The 25,354-nt window shown below is 46.0% G+C and carries 29 protein-coding genes and 2 riboswitches; of the genes, 24 read left to right on the top strand and 5 right to left on the bottom strand.

Annotated elements, in window-relative coordinates:
* The first annotated feature begins 229 nt into the window (after positions 1–229).
* The 9 genes from comGA to CEF20_RS09310 all read left to right on the top strand — a co-directional run bounded on the left by comGA (position 230) and on the right by CEF20_RS09310 (position 4,978).
* Positions 230–1,315, top strand: a complete 1,086-nt coding sequence (gene comGA, locus CEF20_RS09345; protein ID WP_100331555.1) for a competence type IV pilus ATPase ComGA — start codon at positions 230–232, stop codon at positions 1,313–1,315.
* Entirely contained in the window at positions 1,296–2,309 is a 1,014-nt protein-coding gene (gene comGB / locus CEF20_RS09340) for a competence type IV pilus assembly protein ComGB (protein ID WP_198508483.1), read from the top strand. The genes comGA and comGB overlap by 20 nt, the downstream gene beginning before the upstream one ends.
* A gap of 13 nt (positions 2,310–2,322) precedes the next feature.
* The gene (gene comGC, locus CEF20_RS09335) at positions 2,323–2,649 is read left to right on the top strand and encodes a competence type IV pilus major pilin ComGC (protein WP_100331553.1); all 327 of its coding nucleotides are present in this window, start codon (positions 2,323–2,325) and stop codon (positions 2,647–2,649) included.
* The gene (gene comGD, locus CEF20_RS09330) at positions 2,630–3,091 is read left to right on the top strand and encodes a competence type IV pilus minor pilin ComGD (RefSeq protein WP_100331552.1); all 462 of its coding nucleotides are present in this window, start codon (positions 2,630–2,632) and stop codon (positions 3,089–3,091) included. Before comGC ends, comGD begins: the two co-directional genes overlap by 20 nt.
* Positions 3,075–3,392, top strand: a complete 318-nt coding sequence (locus CEF20_RS16610) for a type II secretion system protein (protein ID WP_157796238.1) — start codon at positions 3,075–3,077, stop codon at positions 3,390–3,392. The genes comGD and CEF20_RS16610 overlap by 17 nt, the downstream gene beginning before the upstream one ends.
* A 10-nt stretch (positions 3,393–3,402) precedes the next feature.
* Positions 3,403–3,807 (top strand): competence type IV pilus minor pilin ComGF, encoded by a 405-nt coding sequence (comGF, locus tag CEF20_RS09325; protein WP_157796237.1) that lies wholly within the window; start codon positions 3,403–3,405, stop codon positions 3,805–3,807.
* Complete coding sequence (locus CEF20_RS09320; protein ID WP_100331550.1) at positions 3,804–4,184, top strand: hypothetical protein; 381 nt, start codon at positions 3,804–3,806, stop codon at positions 4,182–4,184. Before comGF ends, CEF20_RS09320 begins: the two co-directional genes overlap by 4 nt.
* Positions 4,185–4,254: 70 nt before the next feature.
* Positions 4,255–4,785 (top strand): shikimate kinase, encoded by a 531-nt coding sequence (locus tag CEF20_RS09315; RefSeq protein ID WP_100331549.1) that lies wholly within the window; start codon positions 4,255–4,257, stop codon positions 4,783–4,785.
* A gap of 13 nt (positions 4,786–4,798) precedes the next feature.
* Positions 4,799–4,978 (top strand): YqzE family protein, encoded by a 180-nt coding sequence (locus CEF20_RS09310; RefSeq protein ID WP_100331548.1) that lies wholly within the window; start codon positions 4,799–4,801, stop codon positions 4,976–4,978.
* An 11-nt stretch (positions 4,979–4,989) separates the two neighbouring features.
* On the opposite strand, the gene CEF20_RS09305 is transcribed toward CEF20_RS09310, so the two are convergent.
* On the bottom strand, positions 4,990–5,781 hold the full coding sequence (locus CEF20_RS09305; protein WP_100331547.1) for a YqhG family protein: 792 nt from the start codon (positions 5,779–5,781) through the stop codon (positions 4,990–4,992).
* Positions 5,774–7,450, bottom strand: coding sequence for a DEAD/DEAH box helicase (locus CEF20_RS09300; RefSeq protein ID WP_100331546.1), 1,677 nt, complete (start codon positions 7,448–7,450; stop codon positions 5,774–5,776). The genes CEF20_RS09305 and CEF20_RS09300 overlap by 8 nt, the downstream gene beginning before the upstream one ends.
* A gap of 159 nt (positions 7,451–7,609) precedes the next feature.
* Positions 7,610–7,703, top strand: a riboswitch (glycine riboswitch).
* Between the two features lie 3 nt (positions 7,704–7,706).
* Positions 7,707–7,788, top strand: a riboswitch (glycine riboswitch).
* Positions 7,789–7,888: 100 nt separating this feature from the next.
* On the opposite strand from CEF20_RS09300, the gene gcvT reads away from it, so the two are divergent.
* The 3 genes from gcvT to gcvPB are packed head-to-tail and all read left to right on the top strand — an operon-like array spanning position 7,889 to position 11,840.
* A complete protein-coding gene (gene gcvT / locus CEF20_RS09295) occupies positions 7,889–8,992 on the top strand; it encodes a glycine cleavage system aminomethyltransferase GcvT (RefSeq protein ID WP_100331545.1) in 1,104 nt (367 codons plus the stop codon).
* Between the two features lie 21 nt (positions 8,993–9,013).
* Complete coding sequence (gene gcvPA / locus CEF20_RS09290) at positions 9,014–10,360, top strand: aminomethyl-transferring glycine dehydrogenase subunit GcvPA (RefSeq protein ID WP_100331544.1); 1,347 nt, start codon at positions 9,014–9,016, stop codon at positions 10,358–10,360.
* On the top strand, positions 10,353–11,840 hold the full coding sequence (gene gcvPB, locus CEF20_RS09285; protein ID WP_100331543.1) for an aminomethyl-transferring glycine dehydrogenase subunit GcvPB: 1,488 nt from the start codon (positions 10,353–10,355) through the stop codon (positions 11,838–11,840). The genes gcvPA and gcvPB overlap by 8 nt, the downstream gene beginning before the upstream one ends.
* Positions 11,841–12,053: 213 nt before the next feature.
* On the opposite strand, the gene CEF20_RS09280 is transcribed toward gcvPB, so the two are convergent.
* Positions 12,054–12,377 (bottom strand): rhodanese-like domain-containing protein, encoded by a 324-nt coding sequence (locus tag CEF20_RS09280; RefSeq protein WP_100332065.1) that lies wholly within the window; start codon positions 12,375–12,377, stop codon positions 12,054–12,056.
* 225 nt (positions 12,378–12,602) lie between these two features.
* On the opposite strand from CEF20_RS09280, the gene CEF20_RS09275 reads away from it, so the two are divergent.
* The 3 genes from CEF20_RS09275 (at position 12,603) to CEF20_RS09265 (ending at position 17,414) form a co-directional block, all read left to right on the top strand.
* The gene (locus CEF20_RS09275; protein ID WP_100331542.1) at positions 12,603–13,439 is read left to right on the top strand and encodes a lipoate--protein ligase family protein; all 837 of its coding nucleotides are present in this window, start codon (positions 12,603–12,605) and stop codon (positions 13,437–13,439) included.
* 364 nt (positions 13,440–13,803) lie between these two features.
* Complete coding sequence (locus CEF20_RS09270) at positions 13,804–16,362, top strand: vitamin B12-dependent ribonucleotide reductase (protein WP_100331541.1); 2,559 nt, start codon at positions 13,804–13,806, stop codon at positions 16,360–16,362.
* A gap of 185 nt (positions 16,363–16,547) precedes the next feature.
* Positions 16,548–17,414, top strand: coding sequence for a patatin-like phospholipase family protein (locus CEF20_RS09265; protein ID WP_100331540.1), 867 nt, complete (start codon positions 16,548–16,550; stop codon positions 17,412–17,414).
* An 8-nt stretch (positions 17,415–17,422) separates the two neighbouring features.
* Here CEF20_RS09265 and CEF20_RS09260 read toward each other — a convergent pair whose 3' ends face one another.
* The gene (locus tag CEF20_RS09260) at positions 17,423–17,782 is read right to left on the bottom strand and encodes an SA1362 family protein (RefSeq protein WP_100331539.1); all 360 of its coding nucleotides are present in this window, start codon (positions 17,780–17,782) and stop codon (positions 17,423–17,425) included.
* A gap of 45 nt (positions 17,783–17,827) precedes the next feature.
* A complete protein-coding gene (locus tag CEF20_RS09255) occupies positions 17,828–18,772 on the bottom strand; it encodes a DUF1385 domain-containing protein (protein ID WP_100331538.1) in 945 nt (314 codons plus the stop codon).
* A 137-nt stretch (positions 18,773–18,909) separates the two neighbouring features.
* Between CEF20_RS09255 and CEF20_RS09250 the strand changes: the two genes are divergently transcribed.
* The 9 genes from CEF20_RS09250 to spoIIIAE all read left to right on the top strand — a co-directional run bounded on the left by CEF20_RS09250 (position 18,910) and on the right by spoIIIAE (position 25,345).
* Positions 18,910–19,407 (top strand): YqhR family membrane protein, encoded by a 498-nt coding sequence (locus CEF20_RS09250; RefSeq protein WP_100331537.1) that lies wholly within the window; start codon positions 18,910–18,912, stop codon positions 19,405–19,407.
* Between the two features lie 65 nt (positions 19,408–19,472).
* A complete protein-coding gene (gene aroQ / locus CEF20_RS09245; protein WP_100331536.1) occupies positions 19,473–19,916 on the top strand; it encodes a type II 3-dehydroquinate dehydratase in 444 nt (147 codons plus the stop codon).
* Position 19,917: 1 nt separating this feature from the next.
* Positions 19,918–20,979, top strand: coding sequence for a M24 family metallopeptidase (locus CEF20_RS09240; protein ID WP_100331535.1), 1,062 nt, complete (start codon positions 19,918–19,920; stop codon positions 20,977–20,979).
* Positions 20,980–20,999: 20 nt separating this feature from the next.
* Positions 21,000–21,557: an elongation factor P gene (gene efp, locus CEF20_RS09235; RefSeq protein WP_100331534.1), complete on the top strand. Its 558-nt coding sequence runs from the start codon at positions 21,000–21,002 to the stop codon at positions 21,555–21,557.
* Positions 21,558–22,070: 513 nt separating this feature from the next.
* The gene (spoIIIAA, locus tag CEF20_RS09230; RefSeq protein ID WP_232713484.1) at positions 22,071–22,991 is read left to right on the top strand and encodes a stage III sporulation protein AA; all 921 of its coding nucleotides are present in this window, start codon (positions 22,071–22,073) and stop codon (positions 22,989–22,991) included.
* On the top strand, positions 22,988–23,500 hold the full coding sequence (gene spoIIIAB / locus CEF20_RS09225) for a stage III sporulation protein SpoIIIAB (RefSeq protein WP_100331533.1): 513 nt from the start codon (positions 22,988–22,990) through the stop codon (positions 23,498–23,500). Before spoIIIAA ends, spoIIIAB begins: the two co-directional genes overlap by 4 nt.
* Positions 23,501–23,518: 18 nt before the next feature.
* Positions 23,519–23,722 carry a stage III sporulation protein AC gene (gene spoIIIAC / locus CEF20_RS09220; protein WP_100331532.1) on the top strand — a complete coding sequence of 68 codons (204 nt, stop codon included), beginning with the start codon at positions 23,519–23,521 and terminating at the stop codon, positions 23,720–23,722.
* Between the two features lie 15 nt (positions 23,723–23,737).
* Complete coding sequence (gene spoIIIAD, locus CEF20_RS09215) at positions 23,738–24,130, top strand: stage III sporulation protein AD (protein ID WP_100331531.1); 393 nt, start codon at positions 23,738–23,740, stop codon at positions 24,128–24,130.
* A gap of 30 nt (positions 24,131–24,160) precedes the next feature.
* On the top strand, positions 24,161–25,345 hold the full coding sequence (gene spoIIIAE / locus CEF20_RS09210) for a stage III sporulation protein AE (RefSeq protein WP_100331530.1): 1,185 nt from the start codon (positions 24,161–24,163) through the stop codon (positions 25,343–25,345).
* Positions 25,346–25,354: the final 9 nt, after the last annotated feature.

Raw genomic sequence — 25,354 nt, 5'->3', positions numbered from 1 at the left:
GCATAGTGCCAATTCATCAACACAAAGGCATCAAGCCTCTTTTTCCGCGAACTGTTCAGGCGCATGCGTATAAAACCAGCGCTCTAACGTGATATGAGAAATAGTATATTCCCGCGCCGCATCCGGCAAGCGGCGAAAATAATAAAAAACATGCAATCAAAAAAAGGAGTTTTATTACATCTGTCGAATAAGTGAATGAGCCGATGGAAAGGTGGTGAAATGACGAATAATGGAAATGGAAAAGGTGGTGGAAGAACTGGTTCATGCAGCGGTAACGCATGACTCGACGGATATTCACCTTGTGCCTCACCCCCATGCCTATGCAGTGCAGTTTCGCTCCTTGGGTCAATTAATCCCTCATGCTGAGTTTTCTGTCAGAGAAGGGGAACGGTTAATTTCCCATATTAAATTTATGGCATCAATGGATATCGGTGAAAAGCGCAGGCCGCAAAGCGGTTCCTTCCTGCTGGAACTTTCCGGTTTCATGATGTCCTTACGCATTTCCACTTTGCCAACCGCACTCTCCAAAGAAAGTCTTGTTCTTCGTCTGCTTCCGCAAAAAGGCTTCCTCGATATGCTAAAACTTTCTCTTTTCCCCGGTTCTGCTCATAAACTCCTCGCTCTGCTTTCCCATTCACATGGATTAATGATCCTTACCGGGCCGACGGGCAGCGGCAAAACGACAACACTGTATTCTCTTATTCAGCATAGTGCCAGCATCCATGGGCGCCATGTCATCACTTTGGAAGACCCTGTTGAAAAGCAAAATGATCAATGGCTTCAAGTGCAGGTGAACGAAAAAGCCGGCTTGACTTACGCCGCAGGATTAAAAGCGATCTTAAGACATGATCCTGATGTGATTATGGTGGGAGAAATCCGCGATGAAGAAACGGCAAGAATCGCGGTCAGGGCTGCACTGACGGGTCATCTTGTTTTGACCACGCTGCATACAAGAGATGCCAAAGGCGCTGTGTTTCGCTTGCTGGAGCTCGGGATGAAGTGGCATGAAATTCAGCAATCACTAGTAGCGGTCACTGCGCAGCGCCTGGTAAATATCGTCTGCCCTTTTTGCGCAGGAGAGTGCACCGGCATTTGCCGGGATAAGCGAAATCGCACGCAGGCGACGGTTTACGAAATATTAAGCGGATCGAATCTGCAGGCGGTTTTAAATGAAGCAAGAGGTGAAAGCAGCACCTGCTATTACCCATTGCTGAAAGATTTATTAAGAAAGGGGGTTGCCCTTGGATATCTCTCGCAAAAAGAATATGATCGCTGGATATTTGAAGAAGAAGAGAATGAAGAAGCATCAAGGTGAATTTATTTTTCGGCTGGGCGAGATGCTTCAGCAAGGATTTACAATGGGTGCTGCGCTGGAGTTTCTATTAATGAACTTTGACCGCAATCATCATGATTCCATCCGTTTAACGCGCATGGAATTGAATGCGGGCACGCCTTTGAACGAAATTCTTCGCAAGCTCCGTTTCCCTTCCATGATCTGTCTTCAAGTATACTTTGCCGAAAAGCATGGACATCTTTCGGAAACGCTCAGCAATGCCGGTGATCAATGGAAAAAGAGCGAACAGTCCAAAGAAAAGCTGTTGAAGCTGCTGCAATATCCTTTGTTTTTGCTATTTCTTCTGTTAATGCTTTTGATTCTGCTGAACCGGTTTTTGATGCCGAGATTTGAAAGTTTATATGACACGCTAGGATATTCTCCTGAAGGGAGCACCTATTTCTTAATTGCTTTCCTGCAGGTTTCTCCCCCTCTGATGGTGACGGTTATCACGGTTGCTTTCATTATAAGTCTCCTGTTTTTCCGCTATTACCAGCGCCAAAACCCCCGTCGGAAAGTCGCCATTTTAATGAAAACCCCATTGATTTCATCCTATTTTTCATTGTTTATTACACGCCTGTTCGCAAAAGAAACCTCCTATTTGCTTAAAAGTGGTTTCGCGGTCAATGAAGTGCTCTATATTTTGCAGAAACAGATGATGCATCCAGTTTTGACCTATATTGCATCAGAAATGAAGACTCATCTGCTGCATGGGGATTCTTTCGCCGCTGCCGCTGAACGGATCCCGTGCTTTGAGCGCCAGCTTAGCAAGCTTCTTCGCCATGGTGAGGCTAATGGCCGCTTAGCGGATGAGCTCATGATTTATAGCCATTTTTGCGAAAACCTGATTGAACAAAAAATAAAAAAAGCTCTGGCCTTATTGCAGCCGGCTATTTTTCTGTTTGTCGGATGCATTGTAGTGGCCATCTATTTATCGGTGATGCTGCCGATGTTTCAAATGATTGGATCGATCTAAGAGGAGGAGTCATATGCGCAAGCTTATTGGCAACAACCGAGGCTTCACGCTGATCGAGATGATGATTGTCTTATTAGTGATTTCTGTGCTGTTATTCATTGCGATTCCCAATATCGCCAAGCAAAGCAAAAATATTAATAATAAGGGATGCAGTGCGTTTAAGCATATGGTTCAGGGCCAGGTGCAGGCTTTTAGAATTGATCAAAAGAAGTTTCCGGCTTCCATCGAAGAGATGACGGAAAGCGGTTATTTACGAAAGGATGAAACGGCCTGCCCAAATGGCGATAAATTAAAGATTGATGGAGATGGAGAGGTGTCTATTGTTCCGGCGGGCAGGTAATTATCTGGGCAGCCAAAAAGGATTCTCGATGCTGGAGATCATGCTGATGCTCGTGATTATGCTGGTGTTGCTGGCGGCGGCCATTATTCCTTTGCCAAAGCAAATGGACCGCCTGGATAAGAAGCTTTTTCTCTATCAATTGCAAGCGGACCTCTATTGGGCTAAATCCTATGCCATAACTAAACAGGAAACGGTCAATCTGCAGTTTTTGCCTATTGAAAAATCCTACCGGATACGGACGCTATCCGCATCCCGGAAAATGCTTGTGAAGAGAAAGCTGCCGGCGTCTATTCGGCATGTCAACGGTTCCTTAGACAACATCTCCTTCTTGCCGAACGGGAATGCGAATCGCTTTGGAACCATTCTTTTTTTTCATAAGGAAGAGTATTTTTCAATCGTATGTCAGATTGGCAAAGGGAGGTTCTATGTTAAAGAAGGCTGAGCAAGGCTTCACGCTGGCGGAAAGTTTGCTGTCGCTGTTTATCATCATGCTGCTGACGGCGCTTATGGTTCCGCTCCTTATGCAGATGACAACGCAGCCGCATCGGCAATGGGAGCAAGAACAGATGATTAGAATCTTGCTGGAGGAAGGAGAGAAGCGGCTTTTGGAACAGAAGAACTTTACTTCGATATATGAGGGAGAAGAAGGTGAGACTTATCGAATTATTTGGGAAACGTCCGCCGGCAAGGCGGAAGCCTGTGTTCAAAATCATTCCAGCGCAATCTGTATTCAGGAGCAGTAACGGTTTCACTATGGTCGAAGCTTTGCTGGTTTTAATGGTGTTTATTAGTGTGGCTGCGCTGTTTCCGATGCTGTATGGTGCGGTTGGCCGTGTGGATGAACAGTTGCAGCCAGGCAGAAAGGCGGAATGGGAGTTATTTGTCTTGGAATTGCGTAAAGAACTATCGCGTTCCCATTCTTGGCTGCCGGATGAGGATAAGCTTTCTTTTATGGATAATGGACGACTTATTTCCATAGAGAAATACGGTGAAGGAGTGAGGAGAAGAGTGAATGGCAAAGGTCATGAGATGGTTCTTCTAGAGATTCAGGCGATTCGCTTTTACTGGGATGATTCGACCATGTGTGTAGCAGCTTTATTCCACAACGGAGAACGAGAAGAAGCGCAAATACATCTGTTCTCTGCACAGCCGCAATGAAGGGATTAAGATTAAACGAAAAGGGGGTTTTATTTCCGTACGTGCTGCTCCTGTTCGCCATCATTTGTGCGCTAACGGTGGCCGGGACAGGTATTTTGATCAGCAAACAGCGCACAGCGGCTAATTTTACTGGCTATTACGAAGCAAAAGTGATGGAGTTATTAACGCTAGCACATATTCATTCTCAGCTGGATCAAGGAGCGCCGCTTTCTGGGAGCTATCATACGAACCGGGGCACCGTAATATATACAGCGGTGCCGAAGAAGGGAAGTGAGCAAATCGTTGTTCAGTTCAAAACAGATCGAGAAACATCGGTCTTTCGTTCTTCCATCATTTATGACAAAAGCAAGAAACAAATAGTGAAACGTATAGAATAAGCCGAGAACAGCCGCTATAATAAAAAATAGTTAAGCGAGTTGGCAACAACGACTGGAGGTGTGACAACAGATGAAAACTATTTTTTTAACCGGCTTTATGGGGGCGGGAAAGACGACCATTGGCCAATTGTTAGCGAAAAAACTGAATTGTTCGGTCATCGACACAGATGAATATATTGAGCAGCAGGAACAATTGACGATTTCAGATATTTTTAATGCAAAAGGAGAAGAGTACTTCCGCGGGGTGGAGACAGCTGTTTTGGCGGCCTTAGGTCCCGAGGATGGCATCATTACGACGGGCGGCGGGATGATTATGAGAGAGGACAACCGCCGCTTAATGAAACAAATCGGCCAAGTTGTTTTTTTAGAAGCCGATTTGTCGGTTATTTTTGCAAGGCTCGCAGAAGATGCGAGCCGTCCGCTGATCCAAAATAAAGAGAAAGAAGAGGTTCAGCAGCTGTACGACCATCGCTTGCCCCTGTATCGGGAGACTGCGGACATCACTGTTCAAACAGCAAACCAAACACCGGAGCAAGCTGCGGAAGAAATTATTCGGCGTTTAAAGCTTATGGAGATTGGAAACACTAACACCGTCCAGTAGGAGGCGGTGTCAGATGTCAAGCAATGAGCTGATCCGGTACTTTACTCAAAAAACACTCACCTATTTCAATGAACCGAAACAAGACAGGAAAGCCAAGCGGCGCCAAAAAAAATTAAAGCGCACTTCCTTATCGTCAAGGTGGTTTGGTGTCCTGCCTTGGGCAATTCACCAATGGTTTCACAGAAAACGATAAGCAGAAGAGAGTTACCGGATGGGCGGGATCAAGTGAATGATCCCGCCATTTATAATGTCGATACGGATTTTCGGTTCATATTGCTTTTGCAGGGCCGCTTTTTCAATAAAGTAGGCTTCCGGTTTTTCTTCCTGCTCTTCATAGAAGGAGTTAAGCAAAGATAGGTCTTCTGCCCATCTCTTTTTTGCTTGCTCTGCCCATTGGTGATCCTCCTGCTGCAGTTGGCCGGTTAGAAAGCGCTGGATTCGGCGAACGCCGCTGAAGGGCTTAATTAACGGGGGAATGGTAAATGAAAAGTCGGGAATCTTGACAGCCAGCGATTTTTGGCTGAGCTGCTGCATAAACTCTTTCTGAATTTGTCCGTTAATTAAGTTTAAGCCATAGGAATGAAACACTTCTTTTTTTCGATCCGCTTCATAAGAGACTTTCAAATTGACTAACAGCCATGGATGCAAAGCTTGCTGCTGGTTTGATCGCCGGTTTTGTTCATGCAGGCGGATAAAGCGGGCGTGCTGCTTCGCAGAACGGAAAATTTGCTGCAGCCGGGGGGAGCCGAAATGAATCAATTCCCCCTTGAACGATTCCGGCGCTGCTGATTGATCCGTAATGAGTGACAGCGTGAGAGGCTTTCCCTTCAGGCCTGTTTTTTCTGCATAGTGCCAGTAGAACGGCCGGTTCATCAGTTCTTTATCGGCCTCAGGGGTGAGCTGAACAGAGAGAGCTCCGTCTGCTTGCTCCAGAAAGGTGCATTCTGTTGCCTGAAAGTAATCAATCAAAAATTGGTGAATATCGCGCTTATCCAAGAGCTTCCCCTCCTTCCTTCCATGTTTGTGCCAATTCGATGGCTGCTTCTAAGTTTCGGATCTTAACCTGCAATTCCCCCTCTGTCCGCGAATGCTTAAATATATCAGTGAAATGATCCTGCATATTGGGGATTTCCATTTGGGTTAAAATGTCATCCAGTTCGCCGATGGCCAGTTTGAATAAATTGATTTTCTCATAAAGCAATTTCAGCATGCGGTCTTCAATGGTATGCTCAATACAGAAATTATAAATATGCACATCCTTCGTTTGCCCAAAGCGGTGAATTCTTCCGATTCGCTGCTCCAGTCTCATTGGATTCCACGGAAGGTCAAAGTTGATTAAATGATGGCAAAATTGCAGATTTAATCCTTCTCCTCCGGCTTCGGTTGCGATTAATACTTGCGCATGATTTTTGAACAGTTCTTTCATCCAATCTTTTTTCCCCCTTTTAAATCCGCCGCGAAAAGGGACAGAGCTGATCCCATGCTGTTTAAAAAACCATTGCAGATAAAGCTGTGTCGCTCGGTATTCAGTGAAAATAATGACTTTATCTCCGATCGATTGAACGAGTTCCAAGGCTTTGTTCGCTTTGGAATTTTGCTGTACAGCCTCAAGCTGTGAGAGAATGCCGGCAAATTCCTTTGGCCAATCATCCGTTTCCTTGCGCCATTTTTGGGCCATATTCTTTAAAGTCAAAAAAACAGCCTCTTTGCTGCTGCAAGCCTCCCGCTGTAAGGTCAAGAGAGAAAATGAATTCATTAGCCCATCCGGAAGCTGGCGGCTGAAGTGCCCAATGGCGTCATAAAGCTTTCGCTCGCTGTCGCTGAAAGAAACTTGGATCGTTTCCACTTTTCTAGCGGTCCATTCAACCCCTGTATCTTGGCGGCGGTGGCGAATCATGACTTTATTCATGAGCGCTGTTAAATGCTGATGATTTTGCACTTGGCGATCGCCTTTTTTAAATCGCTCAGCAAATTGAACTTCGTTTCCTAAGTGGCCGGGCTTCAACAAGGATACCAGATGGAACATTTCATCCAATTTGTTTTGGATTGGAGTGGCTGTTAAAAGCAAGCAGAATTTTTTTTGCAAATGACGGACGAATTGATAGTTTTTCGTTTTGTGATTTTTTAATTTATGGGCTTCATCAATAATGACTAAATCATATTCTTGCTCGTAAATCTTTTCTTTATGCGGGCTTCTTTTCGCCATATCAATGGAGGAGATGACAATATCATATTGATCCCAGGCATACGCCTTTTTTTGCGCAACGGCCGGAATTAGAAATTTATTGTTCAGCTCGCTTGCCCATTGCGAAACGAGTGAGGCGGGAGCTAAAATAAGCACCTTTTTCACTAAGCCGCGAATTAAATATTCTTTTAGCACAAGTCCAGCTTCAATTGTTTTTCCAAGCCCCACTTCATCAGCTAGAATCGCTTTGCCGTTCATTTCTTCTATTACTTTCCTCGCGGCTTCCAATTGATGGGGGAGGGGAGTCAGTCCCGGCAAGAAGGAGGGGGCTAACAATCCTTCAAAATTAGTGACCATCATTCGTGTTTCCATCTTTAAAGCGGATTGAAAAAGCGGCCAGCTTCCCCACGGCCCATCCTGATAAAACCTTTTTTCAATTTCTTCTCCCCACGCCTCGTTAAACATGATATCAACGCTCATTTGAAAAACTCCTTTATAAAAGTTATTGCCGAAACCTCATCATTAATGGTAGGATGAGAGAGAACAAAATATTGTGTCATTTCTTAAAAAGACGAACATTACTGAGTTGTTTTTCTGAAGATGTTCATAGTATGCCCATTTGATAATTTTATATTGCGAATGAAGGCAAGGGGAGAGACTGTTTTTTTGACAGCGCCGAAGGAGCAAACGAACTCAATGTGAATCTCTCAGGCAAAAGAACTCTTGCTGGACGCACCTCTGGAGAGCGTTTCGGAAACGAAGCCACCAAAGAAGACAGCCTGATTCATCAGGTTAAACTTTCAGGTATAAGGACAGAGAATAGCTTTTTGTAAGCTGTTCCCTGTCCTTTTTTTTTGTGAAATGGCTCTTGCGAATGATGAGGTGGCAAGAAAAATGAGTAGTCGAGGGGGAAGAAAAATGGGAGAGTTAAAGCAAACGCCATTATTTGAAGTCTATAAGGAATACGGTGCAAAGACAATCGACTTTGGCGGATGGGAATTGCCTGTTCAATTTTCAAGTATTAAAGAGGAGCACGAAGCCGTCCGGACAAAGGCTGGATTATTCGATGTTTCTCATATGGGAGAAATTGCGGTAAAGGGAAAAGGAGCCCTAGCCTATCTGCAAAACATGATGACCAACGATCTTTCCAAGCTCGTTCCTGAAAGTGCGATGTATACAGCGATGTGCTATGAAAACGGCGGCACGGTCGATGACCTGATCGTGTATATGCTTGAGCCGGATGATTATTTACTAGTCGTCAATGCGGCGAATACAGAAAAAGATTTCCAGTGGCTGATGCAGCATAAAGAAGCGGACGTCCAGCTTGAAAATGTGTCCAATCAGTGGGCACAGCTTGCTCTTCAAGGACCGCTAGCTGAAGCCGTGCTGCAAAAGCTGGTGACACAGATAGATTTAAGCGCTATCAAGTTCTTTAAATTTCGCCGAGATGCGGAGGTTGCCGGAGTCTCCGTCCTTCTTTCACGCACAGGCTATACAGGGGAAGACGGATTTGAGATATATTGCCGAAGCGAAGAAGCCGCTAAACTCTGGCATGAGATTCTGGCAGCAGGAAAAGAGGAAGGAGTGGTGCCTTGCGGATTAGGGGCACGCGATACGCTGCGCTTCGAGGCAACGCTTGCTCTTTATGGACAGGAGCTGTCGAAAGATATTACGCCGATTGAAGCTAATCTTGGATTTGCAGTTAAAACCAATAAAGGCCGCTTTATCGGCTGTGAAGCATTGAAGCAGCAAAAGGAAAAAGGTCCAAAGCGCAAGCTTGCCGGTCTTGAAATGCTTGATCGGGGGATTCCGCGCCACGGATATTCTGTCTATTCCGAAAGCGGAGAGAAAATCGGCTCGATTACAACAGGTACGCAATCCCCTACTTTAAAGAAAAACATCGGTCTGGCCCTAATCCAAGCGGAATATACTGCGCCGGGTACGGATGTATTGGTAGAAATTCGCGGCAAAAAGCTGACCGCCAAAATCGTGAACACCCCGTTTTATAAGCGTTCAAACTGATGGAGAGGAGAGGGATAATACATGCAGCATCGTTATTTGCCAATGACAAAGTCCGATGAGAAAGACATGCTTTCAGCGATCGGCATCAGTTCAGCGGATGAACTGTTTAAAGATATTCCGGAAGAGGTTCGCTTTCATGGGCTGTACAATATTAAGAAGGCGAAAGCCGAGCCGGCTTTAAAGAAGGAATTAAGCGCGCTGGCCGCCAAAAATGCCAACGCCAAACAGTATATTTCTTTTCTTGGGGCGGGTGTGTATGATCATTACGCGCCGTCCATTGTTGACCACGTTATTTCGCGTTCCGAATTTTATACAGCCTACACTCCGTATCAGCCGGAAATTTCTCAAGGGGAGCTTCAGGCGATCTTTGAGTTTCAAACCATGATGTGCGAGCTGACGGGGATGGATGTAGCCAACTCGTCCATGTATGACGGCGGGACAGCTCTTGCTGAAGCGGCGATGCTAAGCGCCGGGCATACGAAGAGGAAGAAGGTGCTTGTCTCTGAAACGGTTCACCCGGAATCACGCGACGTGCTGAAAACCTACGCTAAAGGCCAAAACATTGAAGTGGTAGAGGTTCCTCACAGTAATGGAACGACAGATATTGAGCAATTACAGACGCTGATCGATGAGGACACGGCGGCGGTCATAGTTCAATACCCAAACTTTTTCGGTTTGATTGAACCTCTGCCAAAAGTAGAAGAAGCCGCCCACCGCCATAAAGCGATGTTTGTCGTTTCAGCCAATCCTCTGTCTCTCGGAGTGCTGGAGCCTCCCGGCGCATTCGGTGCGGATATTGTCGTCGGTGACGCCCAGCCATTCGGTATTCCAGCTGGGTTCGGCGGTCCGCATTGCGGCTACTTTGCCGTCACGAAAAAGCTTATGCGCAAAGTTCCCGGAAGGCTGGTTGGGCAAACGGTTGATGAGGAGGGCCGGCGGGGTTTTGTTTTAACATTGCAAGCCCGTGAGCAGCATATTCGCCGTGACAAAGCGACATCTAATATTTGTTCTAATCAGGCGCTGAATGCTTTGGCCGCAAGCGTGGCGCTGACGGCTTTAGGAAAAAAGGGCGTGAGAGAGATTGCTGTTCAAAACGTGCAAAAAGCTCATTACGCCAAAGAAGCGCTGAAACAACGCGGGCTGGAGATTGTATTTGAGGGTCCTATGTTCAATGAATTTGTGATTCGTCTGCAAAAGCCGGTGAAGCAAGTTAATAGTAAATTATTAGAAAAAGGCATCATCGGCGGCTACGATCTCGGATTATCTTACAAAGGCATGGAGAATTGTATGCTTTTAGCTGTTACGGAATTGCGGACTAGAGAGGAAATCGAACAGCTGGCGAAAGAATTGGGGGATAGCCATGAATAATAAGGATCAATTGCTGATTTTTGAAATGTCTCAGTCTGGCCGAGTCGGCTACAGTTTACCTGAGCTGGATGTGCCAGAACAAGATCTGTCACAGCTTTTGCCTCCAGGATTTGTACGAGGGAGAGAGCCGGAGCTGCCGGAAGTGTCTGAGCTTGATATTATGCGCCATTATACCGCTTTATCGAGAAGAAATCATGGCGTTGACTCCGGATTTTATCCGCTTGGCTCTTGCACGATGAAATATAACCCGAAAATCAATGAAGATGTGGCGCGCTTAGATGGATTTGCCCATATCCACCCGCTCCAGCAGGAAGAAACTGTGCAAGGGGCTCTTGAATTAATGTATGATCTTCAAGAGCATTTAAAGGAAATCACAGGCATGGATGAGGTAACGCTGCAGCCGGCTGCAGGTGCGCAAGGAGAATGGACGGGGCTGATGCTGATTCGCGCCTATCACGAAGGCAATGGGGATTTTCAGCGGACGAAAGTGATTGTGCCGGATTCTGCCCACGGCACGAATCCGGCATCGGCAAGCGTCGCTGGTTTTGAAACCGTCACGGTAAAATCGGGCGAGGACGGATTGGTGGATTTAGAGGATTTAAAGAGAGTGGCAGATGAGCATACGGCTGCTTTGATGCTGACCAATCCGAATACGCTGGGCTTGTTTGAAGGAAATATTTTACAGATCGCTGAGATTATTCATGGAGTCGGCGGAAAGGTATATTATGACGGTGCTAATTTAAATGCGGTGCTGTCAAAGGCGCGTCCTGGAGATATGGGGTTTGACGTCGTTCATTTAAATCTGCACAAAACCTTTACCGGCCCTCATGGCGGAGGCGGTCCAGGATCCGGTCCCGTTGGGGTCAAGGCTGATTTAATTCCTTATTTGCCAAAACCAGTGCTCGTGAAAGGGGAAAACGGATATCATTTTGATTATGACCGTCCGCAAGCCATCGGGCGAGTGAAGCCGTACTATGGGAATTTCGGAATCAATGTGCGCGCTTATACCTATATTCGTTCCATGGGGCCAGACGGTTTGAAAAAGGTCACTGAATATGCGGTATTAAACGCGAATTACATGATGCGGCGCTTAGCTCCTTATTTTGACCTGCCATTTGACCGCCATTGCAAGCATGAGTTTGTCTTGAGCGGAAAACGGCAGAAAAAGCTGGGCGTCCGGACGTTGGACATTGCCAAGCGCCTGCTGGATTTCGGTTACCATCCTCCAACTATTTACTTTCCGTTAAATGTTGAGGAGTGCATCATGATTGAACCGACGGAGACGGAATCGAAGGAGACGCTGGATGCCTTTATCGATGCGATGATCCAAATCGCTAAAGAGGCGGAAGAAAATCCTGAAATCGTCCAAGAGGCTCCGCACACGACAGTCGTTAGCCGTCTTGACGAAACAACCGCTGCGCGCAAACCGGTTCTTCGTTACAGATTTTCCGAACGAGAAAGCTCATGCAGCGCCAGATAGTGATTGCACAGAGCTAAATAAACAACGGAATGCTGAAAAGGGCTCGCGGACGAAAATCAGCATTCACCTTATGAAAACAGGCAGCAGCTTTTGAGGGGATCGCCGATAAACAATGAAAGGACATGAGCCCCGGCAGCGCCGGACCCATGTCCAACTGGCGGTCCAGAGAAGAGCATTAGCCCCGCTGAGCGTAACTTCTTCACTGGAGGCCGCTTATGATTTGCTTTTAATTTTACCGGTCCATTTCTTAAAGCCGCCTTCCAGCTGGCTTAGATCACGGTAGCCTTTTTTGTATAAGGTCATGGCAGCACGGGCGCTGCGCATACCGCTTTGGCAATAGAGATAAACAGGCTTGTCCGGGCGGATTTCCTTCATCCGCGACTTCAGCTGGCTGAGCGGAATGTTGCGGGCGCCCAGTATATGTCCGGCCGCAAACTCATTCGGCTCGCGCACATCAATTAATTGAGCCTTGCGGTAGCCTTTAATAAACTGCTCCTGAGAAAGAGTCTTGACCGCTTTCTTCTGGGAAAAATACATATATATGGTGTACAAAATAATGGCGCCTAAAATCGCAGCTATTGTATACAGCAACGAATACACCCCTTCCTAGTAAAAATTGCGCTACCCTCTATTATAAACACGCTTTGTGCAAGAATCAAAAGAAAATAAATAGCTGAAAACAAAAAGAAATTATCTTTGTTTTTTCTGAAGCATTTGATAGACTGAATGAAGGAATTTAGAAAAAGAAGGCGTGTATGAATCATGAAAAAAGAAGTGTGGAAGTTTGTTGATTCCGGCCAGCGTTCAGCCAGCTACAATATGGCGATGGATGAGGCGCTGCTTGATTGGCACAGCGAAGGCGTGATTCCGCCGGTGATCCGCTTTTACGGCTGGAAACCGGCGGCGCTGTCGATCGGCTATTTCCAAAAAGCGAAGAAAGAAATCAATTTCGAAGCGGTTGAGAAGCACGGGTTAGGATTCGTCCGCCGTCCTACGGGCGGCAGGGGCGTTTTGCACGAGCATGAATTAACTTATAGCGTCATTGTATCAGAGAATCATCCAAACATGCCAGCAGGCGTGACAGACGCATATCGCGTGATTTCTGAGGGGATACTTAAAGGGTTTCATCATCTTGGCTTGGAAGCGTATTTCGCTGTTCCTAAAACAGAATCGGAGAAAGAACACTTAAAAAAACCTCGTTCCTCCGTTTGTTTTGATGCTCCCAGCTGGTATGAGCTGGTAGTGGAAGGAAGAAAGATCGCCGGAAGCGCCCAGACGAGACAGAAGGGAGTCATTTTGCAGCATGGTTCGATTTTGCTGGATCTTGACGAAGACAAGCTGTTCAGCCTGTTCAATTATCCGAATGAGCGCGTGAAAAACAGAATGCGACAAGCCTTTAGAAAGAAAGCGGTTGCTATCAACGAAATCAGCTCTAAGAAAATAACGCTCGATATGGCGCGGCAGGCGTTTAAGCAGGGGTTTGAGGAAGGCTTGTCCGTAGAGCTTGAACCGCTTGAATTGTCGGATCAGCAAAGAGATTATATTGAAAAGCTAGCGAAAGAGCGCTATGAATCAGAGGGCTGGAATTTTAAGCGCTGAGCTTTCATGAAAAAGAATACAACCCAGCCTGTGAACTGCAGCCCAATTGTTAGATGTGTCTGAAACAATCGGGCTGCAGTACAGTTTGGAGGTTTGCTTTAAGGGGATAGCTTGATTGAAATGCAACCTTTAAAATATTTCTTTTTGCGGGGAAATCATCTGTTTTCCTGACAAAATCTCTTGTTTTCCGGCAAATCCAGCGGTTTTGCTGCTTGACAAAAAAATGTTTTTAACTCAATATGTAGTAATGTAAACGAAAAAGCAAACACAATATATTGTGTTTGCTTTGGTTTTTAATCAAAATATACGGGTAATATACCAAAGAAATAATGAAAAGCTTGTACGAAGAAAAGGAGTTGTCATTATGTCTGTTACTTCCGAAAAGAATATGTCCATTAACATTGACAGGCTAAATAAAGACATTAGCGTCTTTCCTCAGGTTCATCCTATCACCCCCGACATGAACATTACGCATAAAGGGGTTTCCCGGCTTGTGATGATTGATCGCTATTCGTTTAAAGACACGGAAAAAGTCACCCTCTCTGAAGGTGATTTTGTTGTGTTAACGATCAAAGAAGATCCGAAATTTCCTGCACGCGGCTTGGGGTTCATTACAAGCATCGACTGGCAAGAAAAGAAAGCGGAAGTGAGGGTGGAAGAGGAATTCCGCAGTGCTCTTGATCATCCTCAAGAACGGGAAAGCGGCATCGTCCGCCGCTCTCTTGATGTCATTGAAAAGCCGCTGGAGATCTTTTATGAGCAAATTGCTTTGCGAAATGCAACCGGTCTTGCGGCTGCAGAAAAAACAGAAGAGAAACGAAAAGAGTGGTTTCAAAAGTTTTATCAGGAGCTTGTTAGCTTACACTTTATTCCGGCTGGACGTGTTCTATACGGAGCTGGTGCAAAAACAGACGTGACATACTTCAACTGCTATGTTATGCCATTTGTGCAGGATTCGCGGGAAGGCATATCGGAGCACCGCAAGCAAGTGATGGAAATCATGAGCCGGGGCGGAGGCGTCGGCACGAACGGTTCTACGCTGCGCCCGCGCAATACGCTGGCTAAAGGAGTCAACGGCAAGTCTTCCGGTTCTGTCTCTTGGCTGGATGATATCGCCAAGCTCACGCATCTAGTGGAGCAAGGAGGATCCCGCCGGGGCGCTCAGATGATCATGCTGGCGGACTGGCACCCGGATATCGTAGAATTTATTATTTCCAAAATGCAGAATCCCCGAATTCTGCGGTTCTTAATCGAAAACACGGAAGATGAACAAATCAAAAAAGCAGCGCAGGATAAGCTGAAATTTAAACCGCTGTCGGAACGGGAAAAAGCGATGTATCAAGGGGTTATCAATTATAAAAACATCCCCGGCTACGGCGGTTTCACCCCGGAAATCATCGCGGAAGCAGAGGAGAAATTGCGCACAGGCGGAACCTACACGGTACATCACCCTGAGTTTTTAACGGGGGCTAACATTTCCATTTGTTTAACGAATGATTTCATGGAAGCCGTGGAGAAAGATGAAGAATATGAACTGCGTTTCCCTGCGGTTGAAACGTACAGCAAAGAAGAAATGGATAATTATAATGAGAACTGGCATAAAATCGGGGATGTTCGTGAATGGGCAAAGCAGGGACATGCTGTTCGCACATACCGGAAAATCCGCGCCCGCGAATTATGGAATCTGATTAATATTTGTGCAACGTATTCTGCCGAGCCCGGCATTTTCTTCATTGACAATGCCAATGAAATGACGAATGCCAAAGCGTACGGCCAGCAAGTAGTAGCTACAAATCCTTGCGGTGAACAGCCGCTTGCCCCGTTTTCTGTCTGCAACCTCGCAGCTGTGAATTTAGCGGAAATGGCGGATAAAGAAAAGAAGACTGTAGACTTTGAAAAATTGAAAAAAACGGTTGCTGTCGGTGTTCGGATGCAAGATAACGTCATTGATGCGACTCCATATTTTCTTGATGAGAACAAAAAGCAGGCTTTAGGAGAGCGCCGTGTCGGTCTCGGTGTAATGGGGCTGGCGGATTTGCTAATTTACTGTGAGAAGGAATACGGCTCTCCAGAGGGCAATGAACTAGTGGATCAAGTTTTTGAAACGATTGCGGTAACGGCTTATAAAGAATCGGTGAAGCTGGCGCAGGAAAAAGGCAGCTTTCCATTTCTTGAGGGCGAAACGGAAGAAGAGACACACCGCTTAAGACAAGCTTTCATCAACACTGGTTATATGAAAAAAATGCCGGAAGAGGTGCGCCAATCGGTCCTTAAGCATGGAATTCGCAATTCACATTTATTGACAGTGGCACCGACCGGCTCCACAGGAACGATGGTTGGCGTGTCAACCGGTTTGGAGCCATACTTCTCCTTTACGTACTACCGCAGCGGCCGTTTAGGCAAGTTTATCGAAGTGAAGGCCGACATCGTCAAAGAATATTTGGATCGTCATCCGGAAGCGGATCCTGACCAATTGCCTGAATGGTTTGTAACAGCGATGAGCTTATCGCCTGAGGCGCACGCGGACGTTCAGTGCGTGATTCAGCGCTGGATTGACAGCTCCATTTCCAAAACGGTGAATGCGCCGCGCGGATATACAGTTGAACAAGTACAGCAAGTGTATGAGCGTTTGTATAAGGGAGGAGCAAAAGGCGGAACCGTTTATGTGGACGGCAGCCGCGACTCTCAAGTACTTACACTCAAAGCAGAAGAAAATGATTTCTCTGACACAGAAGCAGTCCCGAAAGAAAACGAGAATCATGTTGTGCTTGTTGATACCATTCAAGATGTCCGTTCAACGAATGTCACGATCGGCAGTGAAGTCGGCAATACATGCCCTGTCTGCCGCAAAGGAACCGTTGAAGAAATGGGCGGCTGCAATACATGCACCAATTGCGGCGCACAATTAAAATGCGGATTATAAAATGACACGAACGAGCTGCCGCTTTGAGCCGGCGCTCGTTTTTTTAGCAAGAACTGTACAGGTGCAGACCTATGTCATATAGGCATGGCGGGGATGCCGACAGCTTTTGAGAAAATTCCGCTTCTAGGACAGCTCTTGCCTGCTTACATATATAACAAGCAGGGCGAAGAGAGGAGAGCGAACTAATGCGGATTGATGGTGTGTTTTCAGGAGGCGGAATTAAAGGGTTTGCGTTAGTTGGCGCCTATGAGGAGATAGAAAGGCGAAAGCTGTCGTTCGTCAGGCTGGCGGGAACGAGTGCCGGTGCAATTATGGCCGCTTTTATTGCGGCAGGATATACAAGCGCAGAGCTTAAAAAGCTGATGTTTGAGGTTGACGGAAAACAGCTGCTTGACGATGTCTACTTGGACATTCCGCTTGTGAGATGGCTGAAAATCTATTATAAGCTAGGGATGTACAAAGGAAAGAAGCTTGAGCAGTGGCTCGAGGACAGGCTGGCGGCAAAAGGGATCCGGACCTTCGGCGATCTCGCCCCCGAATCTCTGCGTGTCATTACATCGGATATTACGAACGGCCGCTTGCTGACGCTTCCGGATGACTTGCCCAGTTATAATAAAGACCCGCTTAGTTTTTCGGTTGCGCGCGCTGTGCGAATGAGCTGTACACTGCCTTATTTTTTTCAGCCGGTAAAAATAAACGCAAAATCCTTGGTCGTGGATGGCGGTGTTTTAAGCAACTTTCCCATCTGGTTGTTCGATGAAGAGGACAAAAAGAAAAAGCGCCCGGTCTTGGGCGTGAAATTAATTACCAAAACAAAGGGGCTACCGAGGCAGGTTAAAACGGGAACGGACTTATTCGGTGCGTTATTTCATACGATGAAGGATGCTCATGATGCCCGCTACATTTCCAGACGGCATGAGAAGAACATTATCTTTATTCCCGTCAGCGGTACTTCCGTTACGGATTTTAATTTAACAGATGAAAAAAAACACGCCCTTATTCAAACAGGGCGCGACTACGCGAAGGCTTTTTTTAAAAGCTGGTGTTATTGACTGTCGGGCTAAGAGGACGCCCGGCTGTTTTTTTTGCCTTTTTTTCCGTCAATTACTTTCAAATGAGCGGCCGATCTTCTGCGGACTGCTTTCTTTTTTTGAGAAGAAGCCGGAACGGAAGAGGAGTGATGACGGTTCTTCAAGCGTTTCTTCGACTGTCTGGCTGCTTTGGTAAATGCCTTATCTTCGCTGTTGCCGCTAACCTGCTTTCTCATGACAAAGCGGTAGAGCAGGTAGATGGCAGCGGCGGTAACTGCTAAAATGATGAGCTGCCGGGTTAAAGCGCCGGGAGAGGACAGCACCATAGAAACGAGGCCAATAGCGGCAAGTCCAATAAATGCATAGGCAATGACTGTGCGGGTTGTCAAATTAGCCACCTCCTAACGAGCTTTTAAAGAAGCTGTTATTACATTTTAGACAATTCTCTCTGAGTTTAACCCTTTTTGGCTGCTTTCTTCTAAATCTAACAGCTTTTTAAAGGAAGCAATCGCCACCTCAACTTGGTTATCTGCTGGTTCTTTCGTAGTCAGGAGCTGCAGCCAGAGACCTGGGTAACCGAGAAAACGCAATACTGGAACGTCGCGAAGCTTGTTGGTAAACTGCAGAACTTCAAAAGAGATGCCAAGGACAACGGGAATTAAAGCAAGTCGGTTCAATATTCTTGCATAAAGGGGTTCTGTCGGCACTAGCGTATAAACAAAGAGGCCGACGATCACTGTAAATAAGATAAAGCTGGAGCCGCAGCGGTAGTGTAGCCGGGAAGCAGCTTGCACATTTTCAACAGTCAATTCTTTTCCGCTTTCATAGGCATTAATGACTTTATGCTCAGCGCCATGATACTGAAAAACCCGCTTAATCATCGGAGTTAAAGCGATGAAGTAAATATAGGCGAGCAGAAGCAGCAGCTTAAAAAAGCTTTCAATTAAGATTTGCGCAAAGTCGCCAGGGAAAACGGGGCGGGTGAGATCGGCCAGAAGAACAGGGATGACTGTGAAAATAAACTTTCCAAACAAAAAAGAAAGCACGCCCACAGCGGCTACCCCGAATACCATCGTCAGCTTAGACGGTTCAGCCCCTTCTTTCATTTGCTCTTCTTCACCAGGGTCTAGCTCATAGCGTTCCTGCGAAAAGTTTAAATGCTTGGATCCGGTCGCCGCTGCATCCAAGATGGCGATGATTCCCCGCAAAAACGGGATTTTCTTTAGTTTTTGCAAAGCTGGTTTCGGAGTTCTCGGCAAATGGAAGTAATCAATGGATTGATCTTTGCGGCGCACAGCGGTGACCGTATGATGCTTGCCGCCAAACATTACCCCTTCGACAACAGCTTGCCCTCCATAAACGGGCTTTTGTTCACTCATGAAATACCCTCTTTCGTCGATTAAAGATCAAGGTCTTATATACATATTCTAGCCGCTATTAAGCAAAAATAAAAGCTGAATGACTCAATAAATACAGCTTTCTCTGAAATTTTAATTAGGAAAGATGGAGGGTTTATATGAAAACTGAAAGCAGCCGAGAAAACAAATCCCATTTCCCGCTGAAAAATGCCGTGTTCATTGGTTTATACGGCGGTCTGCTTTGGGGAGCGATCACAGAGCTTGTCTGGTACTTAAACTTTATAGATATTGATCCGAACGCCGCACTTAAATATGTTCAGTTGGGTGAACTGAAAAAAGGCTATTTAAAAATGGCGGCAGGAATTCTATTTTATGTTGTTTGTTCCGTGATCGCAGCCGTGATATATTATGCTCTCTTTAGAAAAAAGAAAACCCCATGGACGGGGGTGTGGTTTGGTGTTGGATTATGGGTAATTCTATTTATGGTGGCTCACCCGCTGTTTCAATCGGTCCCTTCCTGGAGAACGATGAATAACGACACACTCTCTACGACCCTTTGTTTGTTTCTGCTATTCGGCTTATTTATCGGATACTCTATATCCTACGGGTATGAGCATCACAAGAGAATACCGCAGCAGTTCAGCAAGGATGAGTAAGTGGTTGCAAGCAAAGGAAATATGTTAGAATGTTCGTGTAACTATTTTTAGGGACGGGGAGCAAAATGAAAAAAATTTTAGTGCTGAATGGTCCAAATTTAAATCGGTTGGGAAAAAGAGAGCCAGAAATTTACGGGACTGAAACAATAAAGGACCTTGAAAACCGGCTAGTTGCCAAAGGGCGCCAAGCGGGTGCAGCCGTTACTGCCTTTCAATCCAACCATGAAGGTGCGTTAATTGACCGCCTCCATCAGGCGGAGGATGAAGGGATTGATGGGATCATCTTTAATCCCGGAGCTTTCACTCATTACAGCTACGCATTAAGGGATGCGGTCGCTTCCATTGCTGTGCCGGTAATCGAAGTGCACATCAGCAATATTCATAAGCGGGAGCCATTCCGCCATCAGTCGGTGATCGCTCCCGCAGCGAGAGGGCAAATTACCGGTTTAGGATTCAGCGGTTATGAATATGCCTTGCTGGCACTCATACATACAGGGGAGAGTGAATGAAATGAGAAAATTAGAGAAGCTTCGTGAACAATTGAAGGAAGACCGGCTCGATGGCATACTCGTCATGAGCCCTTATAACCGCCGGTACTTAACCGGCTTTACAGGGACGGCAGGCGCGGCGGTCGTCACTGCAGAAGCTGCCGTATTTATTACAGATTTTCGTTACACTGAACAGGCCCAAAACCAGGCGCGGGATTTTAATATTGTGCAGCAGAAAGGTACGCTCCTTGAAGAGATTGCCCGGCAAACAGCGGATTTATCTATCCGGCGGCTTGGATTTGAGAAAGCATATGTCACGTTTCAATCGTATGAAGTGCTGCAAAACTTAATTCAAGCGGAAATGGTGCCAGTGAGCGGTCTGATTGAAAACTTGCGCTTGATAAAGAACAGTTCAGAGATTAAGATATTAAAGGAAGCTGCCGAAATTGCTGACGCGGCGTTCAAGCATATTCTTGAATTTATTCAACCGGGAATGACGGAGCTTGAGGTTTCCAATGAACTTGAATTCTTTATGAGAAAGTGTGGCGCGACCTCTTCCTCTTTCGACACCATTGTAGCCTCCGGTAAACGCTCGGCCTTGCCTCATGGCGTTGCCAGCGACAAGGTTATTGAAAAAGGGGACATGGTAACGCTTGATTACGGTGCCTATTATAAAGGCTACGTTTCAGATATCACGCGGACGATTGCTGTAGGAAATCCCCCTGATCAGCTTAAGGAAGTATATCAGGTCGTTTTAGATGCCCAGTTAAAAGGCATGTCTGAAATTAAGGCAGGAATGACAGGGAAAGAAGCCGATGCGATCACCCGCAACTATATTACTGAACATGGATATGGGGACTGCTTTGGTCATTCGACAGGCCATGGGATTGGTCTTGAAATTCATGAAGAGCCGAGCCTTTCCGTCCGTTCAAGCAAGGTGCTGCAACCGGGAATGGCGATAACAGTGGAGCCGGGAATTTATTTGCCTGGAGTGGGCGGTGTGCGCATTGAAGACGATACATTGATCACCGAAACGGGAAATGAACCGCTCACACATTCTGCTAAAGACTTAATCATTCTTTGATGATATAGGAGGACGACAAGATGATTTCAGTAAATGACTTTCGAACAGGATTAACCATTGAAGTGGACGGCGGCATTTGGCGCGTCGTTGAATTTCAGCATGTAAAGCCAGGAAAAGGCGCGGCATTTGTCCGTTCTAAACTTCGCAATCTGCGCACAGGAGCTATTCAAGAGAAAACATTCCGCGCGGGTGAGAAAGTAGCAAAGGCTCAGATCGACAACCGTAAAATGCAATATTTATATGCTAGCGGCGATCAGCATGTTTTCATGGATAATCAATCTTATGAACAAATTGAGCTATCCTCCTCGCAAATTGAGCACGAGTTAAAATTTTTAAAGGAAAATATGGAAGTTTCGATCATGATGTATCAATCTGAAACCATCGGAATCGAATTGCCTAATACGGTTGAACTGAAAGTGGTGGAAACAGAGCCCGGCATTAAAGGGGATACCGCTTCAGGAGGCACGAAACCCGCAACGGTAGAGACGGGACTAATTGTTCAGGTTCCATTTTTCGTGAATGAAGGAGATGTGCTCGTTGTCAATACGGATGACGGCAGCTACGTTTCCCGCGCATAAATAAAGGGAGAAGGCTATTCCTGTAAGGGAATAGCTTTTTTTATGGCTCTTTTAAGGTAAATGTTGCTATTTAGTATGCGCCGAATTCTTGATATAATTCAAGTCGGAAACAAATGTTCGTAAGCATCAAGATGAGCAAATCGTTTAGAAATGCGTTAAAGTATACGGGCAAATCCCCAAGCCTGACCTTAATTGGAAAACAATAGGAAGCCTTGATAAATGGAATTTCCCTTGTTTTTGAAGTGATTATCAATGTTAAAATTCACCAAATCCTAATAAATTAAAGCTGGCTGTAGAGCATAAAGGTTTTATTACAATCCTTTGTAAGCGTATGACGCTCTGTTTGTTCGGATTTTCAGAAATGGATCAGAGGAAAAATTAGATAAGCGGTAAGGAGATGGAAATGGGTCCTCAAGGGTTTTCTTTGGGGCTCATTTCTTTTTTAGTGACCGGCATATCTCGAAATCAAAAACATACATTGAATAAAAAGAGAAGGAAAAGGAGGTGGTTTCAATCGATGTGCTGCTGTCATATTTGCCGCCGGCGTTAAAGGAAACCATTGCAAGCCTGCCTGCACCGGTCAAATTAAACATGGAAGAAATCCGAATAAGAATCGGGCGGCCGATGGAAGTCGTTGGGGATCAGGTTCACTTTCTTCCCCATGTCGTGACGTCAGAGGAAGGACAAGCGCTGATCAATAAATTGAGCAAACACTCCTTCTATGCACTCGATGAGGAGTTAAGATGCGGGTATGTAACGATAGAAGGCGGGCATCGAGTCGGACTAGCTGGAAAGGTCGTATTAGAACAAGGAAAGGTGAAGGCATTGCGCCATTTGTCTTCGTTTAATCTGCGGATTGCCCGGGAGAGGATGGGGGTTTGCCGGCCGCTGATCCCCCATCTGTATGATGACAAGTGGAAGAGCACATTAGTGATCGGCCCGCCGCAATCCGGCAAAACTACGCTGCTTCGAGATTTAGCAAGAGCAGCAGGGAGCGGGGAAGAAACGATGGGGATACTGCCGGTTAAAGTGGGGATTGTTGATGAGCGTTCCGAGATTGCCGGTTGTGTCAAAGGCATCCCTCAGCTCGATGTCGGTTTGCGGACAGATATACTGGATGCCTGCCCAAAAGCGGAGGGGATGATGATGATGATCCGATCAATGAGCCCGGATGTTTTAATTGCAGATGAAATCGGCAGAGAGGAAGACGGACAAGCCGTCTCTGAAGCGATCCATGCGGGGATTGCTTTAATGGCTACTGCCCACGGCGCTAATTTAAAGGAAGCGGCTCAGCGCCCAATGATTAAATCGATGGTAACCAGCGGGGCTTTTGAAAGAATTATTGAGTTAGAAGTGAGAAACGGCAAGCGGGCAATGGCCGTTCGCGACCCTAACGGAAAGCGATTAAATCTGAATGAGGAAGCTGTCACATGAAGTGGATGGGCGCTTCATTGATCTTGCTCGCTGCTTTTTGGATCGGGGCAGAGCAAGGAAGAAAGCTGAGTGATCGCCCGAAGCAGATTAGGATGCTGAAGTCTGCCCTGCAATCGTTAGAAGCTGAGATTGTATATGGTTTTACACCGCTGCATGAATCCTCGCGAAAGTTATCCGAGCGATTAGCTCCGCCGATTTCCTTGCTTTTTTCTTCTTTTAGTGAGCTTCTGACGACAACGGATATGGATGCGGCCGCTGCTTGGGAGAAAAGCTTGGCAGCAATTTGGCCGCAAACGGCGTTAAAAGAGGAAGAGCGCTCCATTTTGCTGGCGTTCGGGCAAACGGTAGGAAAACATGACCGGCAGACCGAGCAAAAACAAATCATTTTAACGATAAACCATTTGGAGCGCCAAGAACGAGAAGCGGATGATGCTCAAAAGCGTTACGGCAAGCTGGCCAGAAGCTTGAGCATTATGGGGGGGCTGTTAATCGTTCTGCTGCTGTTATAGCAGAAAAGGAGGACAGGAATGGGTATTGAAGTGGAAGTGATATTCAAAATAGCGGGCGTCGGTCTGGTCGTCGCATTCCTCCATACGATATTAGAGCAAGTGGGCAAAAAAGAATATGCGCAGTGGGTTACTTTATTTGGGTTCATTTATGTTCTTTTTATGGTGGCATCGGTGGTAGAAGAGCTATTCGACAAAATCAAAGATGTGTTTTTATTTCAATGACGGGAGAGGAAAGCCATTGAAATCTTACAAATAGCTTCCATTGTTCTAGTAACGGTATTATTAACGCTTTTGCTTCAAGAGCAGCAGCCAGTTTATGCCTTTTTGCTTGTTTTGTTCGTGGGCTGCGGGCTGTTCCTGTTTCTGGCAGGAAGGATGGCGGAGATTATTTTCATGATCAAAAAGCTGGCTGCTCGTGCAGAAATAGAGTTTGTCTATGTAGAAACAATTCTCAAAATCATAGGGGTGGCGTACATTGCTGAATTTGCTTCGCAAATGACAAGAGATGCCGGACAGGAAGCGCTGGCAACGAAGATGGAGCTGGCAGGAAAAGTCATTATTTTATCTATGGCGGTGCCCATTATGACGCTGCTGATCGAAACGATACTAGCTATGTTGCCTGGAACATAAAAAAAGCTTAAGCAATGGGTGGTGAATCGTATGGGGCGGAACAGGCATATCGTTTTCCTGCTCGTACTTTTATTGATGAGCGCATCTTATTCCGCACACGCACAAGAAGAAGTGAAACGCCCCGATTTAGAAGAATTGGCAGAAGAGCAAATGGATCAATTAGGCATCCGTGAGTTAACCGCGCATTGGGATCGTATAGTGAAAACGTATGGCCAGTATTTACCGGAAACAGAGAAAGGATCGCTGACAGACGTCATGAAAGAGGGGCAGCCTTTTTCTCCGGGAGCATGGGCGAAAGGGTTGATGAAATTTATTTTTCATGAGCTTACAGCTAATGGAAAATTGCTTGGCATGCTAATTTTATTAACGGTTTTCTCCGTTTTTCTGCAGCTTATTCAAAACGCATTTGAACAAGGAGCAGTAAGTAAGACGGCCCAGGGAATTGTGCTTATGGTCCTGTTGATTCTCGCATTCAACAGCTTTCGCTTAACCATGAATTATGCCGTTGAAGCTGTGGATTTCATGGTGCAATTTTTGATCGCGCTCGTTCCGGTTTTATTAGCGCTGCTTGCTTCAACAGGAGGCGCTATTTCGGCAACACTCTTTCATCCCTTTCTGTTGTTTTTGATGAATATTAGCGGTGTGTTAGTCCAGAAAGTAATTTTGCCTTTGCTGCTGTTTTCCACGCTGCTTAGCATGGTTAGTTTATTATCAGAAAATTACAAGGCGACAAAGCTGTCCGACATGCTTCGCCGCTGGAGTGTCGGATTGTTAAGTGTCTTTATGGCGGTTTATTTAGCGGTAGTTTCGGTTCAAGGAACGGCTGCGGCGGTTACGGACGGGCTGGCTATTCGCACAGCGAAGTTTATGGCGGGGAACTTTATTCCCGTAGTCGGGCGGATGTTTACAGAAGCGGCAGACACAGTAATGAGCGCTTCTTTATTATTGAAAAATACAATCGGCCTTGCTGGAGCAGGCATCCTCTTATTGATTGCCGCTTTTCCGGCGCTGAAAATTTTTGTGCTGATTATGATATATAAAGTGGCGGCGGCACTTCTTCAGCCGCTGGGTGATCAAACGATCGTAAACTGCTTGGACATCATCAGCAAAAACATGACCTATGTATTTGCAGCGCTTGCGATCGTTTCCTTCATGTTTTTTCTATCCATTGTCATTCTGGTGACTGCTAGTAATGTAACAATGATGATCCGCTGAAGAAAGGAT

Source organism: Bacillus xiapuensis (assembly GCF_002797355.1).
In the GTDB taxonomy this organism is placed as follows: domain Bacteria; phylum Bacillota; class Bacilli; order Bacillales; family Domibacillaceae; genus Bacillus_CE; species Bacillus_CE xiapuensis.
This window is presented reverse-complemented; position numbering and strand designations above follow the sequence as displayed.

Excerpts from the sequence above, each read along its gene's own strand:
- spoIIIAC (WP_100331532.1), top strand. The coding sequence starts at position 23,519 with ATGGGTATTGAAGTGGAAGTGATATTCAAAATAGCGGGCGTCGGTCTG.
- comGB (WP_198508483.1), top strand. The coding sequence starts at position 1,296 with ATGAAGAAGCATCAAGGTGAATTTATTTTTCGGCTGGGCGAGATGCTT.
- CEF20_RS09310 (WP_100331548.1), top strand. The coding sequence starts at position 4,799 with ATGTCAAGCAATGAGCTGATCCGGTACTTTACTCAAAAAACACTCACC.
- comGF (WP_157796237.1), top strand. The coding sequence starts at position 3,403 with ATGGTCGAAGCTTTGCTGGTTTTAATGGTGTTTATTAGTGTGGCTGCG.
- CEF20_RS16610 (WP_157796238.1), top strand. The coding sequence starts at position 3,075 with ATGTTAAAGAAGGCTGAGCAAGGCTTCACGCTGGCGGAAAGTTTGCTG.
- spoIIIAE (WP_100331530.1), top strand. The coding sequence starts at position 24,161 with ATGGGGCGGAACAGGCATATCGTTTTCCTGCTCGTACTTTTATTGATG.
- CEF20_RS09280 (WP_100332065.1), bottom strand. The coding sequence starts at position 12,377 with ATGTATTTTTCCCAGAAGAAAGCGGTCAAGACTCTTTCTCAGGAGCAG.
- CEF20_RS09250 (WP_100331537.1), top strand. The coding sequence starts at position 18,910 with ATGAAAACTGAAAGCAGCCGAGAAAACAAATCCCATTTCCCGCTGAAA.
- CEF20_RS09315 (WP_100331549.1), top strand. The coding sequence starts at position 4,255 with ATGAAAACTATTTTTTTAACCGGCTTTATGGGGGCGGGAAAGACGACC.
- aroQ (WP_100331536.1), top strand. The coding sequence starts at position 19,473 with ATGAAAAAAATTTTAGTGCTGAATGGTCCAAATTTAAATCGGTTGGGA.
- gcvPB (WP_100331543.1), top strand. The coding sequence starts at position 10,353 with ATGAATAATAAGGATCAATTGCTGATTTTTGAAATGTCTCAGTCTGGC.
- CEF20_RS09240 (WP_100331535.1), top strand. The coding sequence starts at position 19,918 with ATGAGAAAATTAGAGAAGCTTCGTGAACAATTGAAGGAAGACCGGCTC.
- CEF20_RS09320 (WP_100331550.1), top strand. The coding sequence starts at position 3,804 with ATGAAGGGATTAAGATTAAACGAAAAGGGGGTTTTATTTCCGTACGTG.
- CEF20_RS09275 (WP_100331542.1), top strand. The coding sequence starts at position 12,603 with ATGAAAAAAGAAGTGTGGAAGTTTGTTGATTCCGGCCAGCGTTCAGCC.
- efp (WP_100331534.1), top strand. The coding sequence starts at position 21,000 with ATGATTTCAGTAAATGACTTTCGAACAGGATTAACCATTGAAGTGGAC.
- gcvT (WP_100331545.1), top strand. The coding sequence starts at position 7,889 with ATGGGAGAGTTAAAGCAAACGCCATTATTTGAAGTCTATAAGGAATAC.
- comGC (WP_100331553.1), top strand. The coding sequence starts at position 2,323 with ATGCGCAAGCTTATTGGCAACAACCGAGGCTTCACGCTGATCGAGATG.
- CEF20_RS09255 (WP_100331538.1), bottom strand. The coding sequence starts at position 18,772 with ATGAGTGAACAAAAGCCCGTTTATGGAGGGCAAGCTGTTGTCGAAGGG.
- CEF20_RS09270 (WP_100331541.1), top strand. The coding sequence starts at position 13,804 with ATGTCTGTTACTTCCGAAAAGAATATGTCCATTAACATTGACAGGCTA.
- CEF20_RS09265 (WP_100331540.1), top strand. The coding sequence starts at position 16,548 with ATGCGGATTGATGGTGTGTTTTCAGGAGGCGGAATTAAAGGGTTTGCG.
- gcvPA (WP_100331544.1), top strand. The coding sequence starts at position 9,014 with ATGCAGCATCGTTATTTGCCAATGACAAAGTCCGATGAGAAAGACATG.
- CEF20_RS09300 (WP_100331546.1), bottom strand. The coding sequence starts at position 7,450 with ATGAGCGTTGATATCATGTTTAACGAGGCGTGGGGAGAAGAAATTGAA.
- comGA (WP_100331555.1), top strand. The coding sequence starts at position 230 with ATGGAAATGGAAAAGGTGGTGGAAGAACTGGTTCATGCAGCGGTAACG.
- spoIIIAB (WP_100331533.1), top strand. The coding sequence starts at position 22,988 with ATGAAGTGGATGGGCGCTTCATTGATCTTGCTCGCTGCTTTTTGGATC.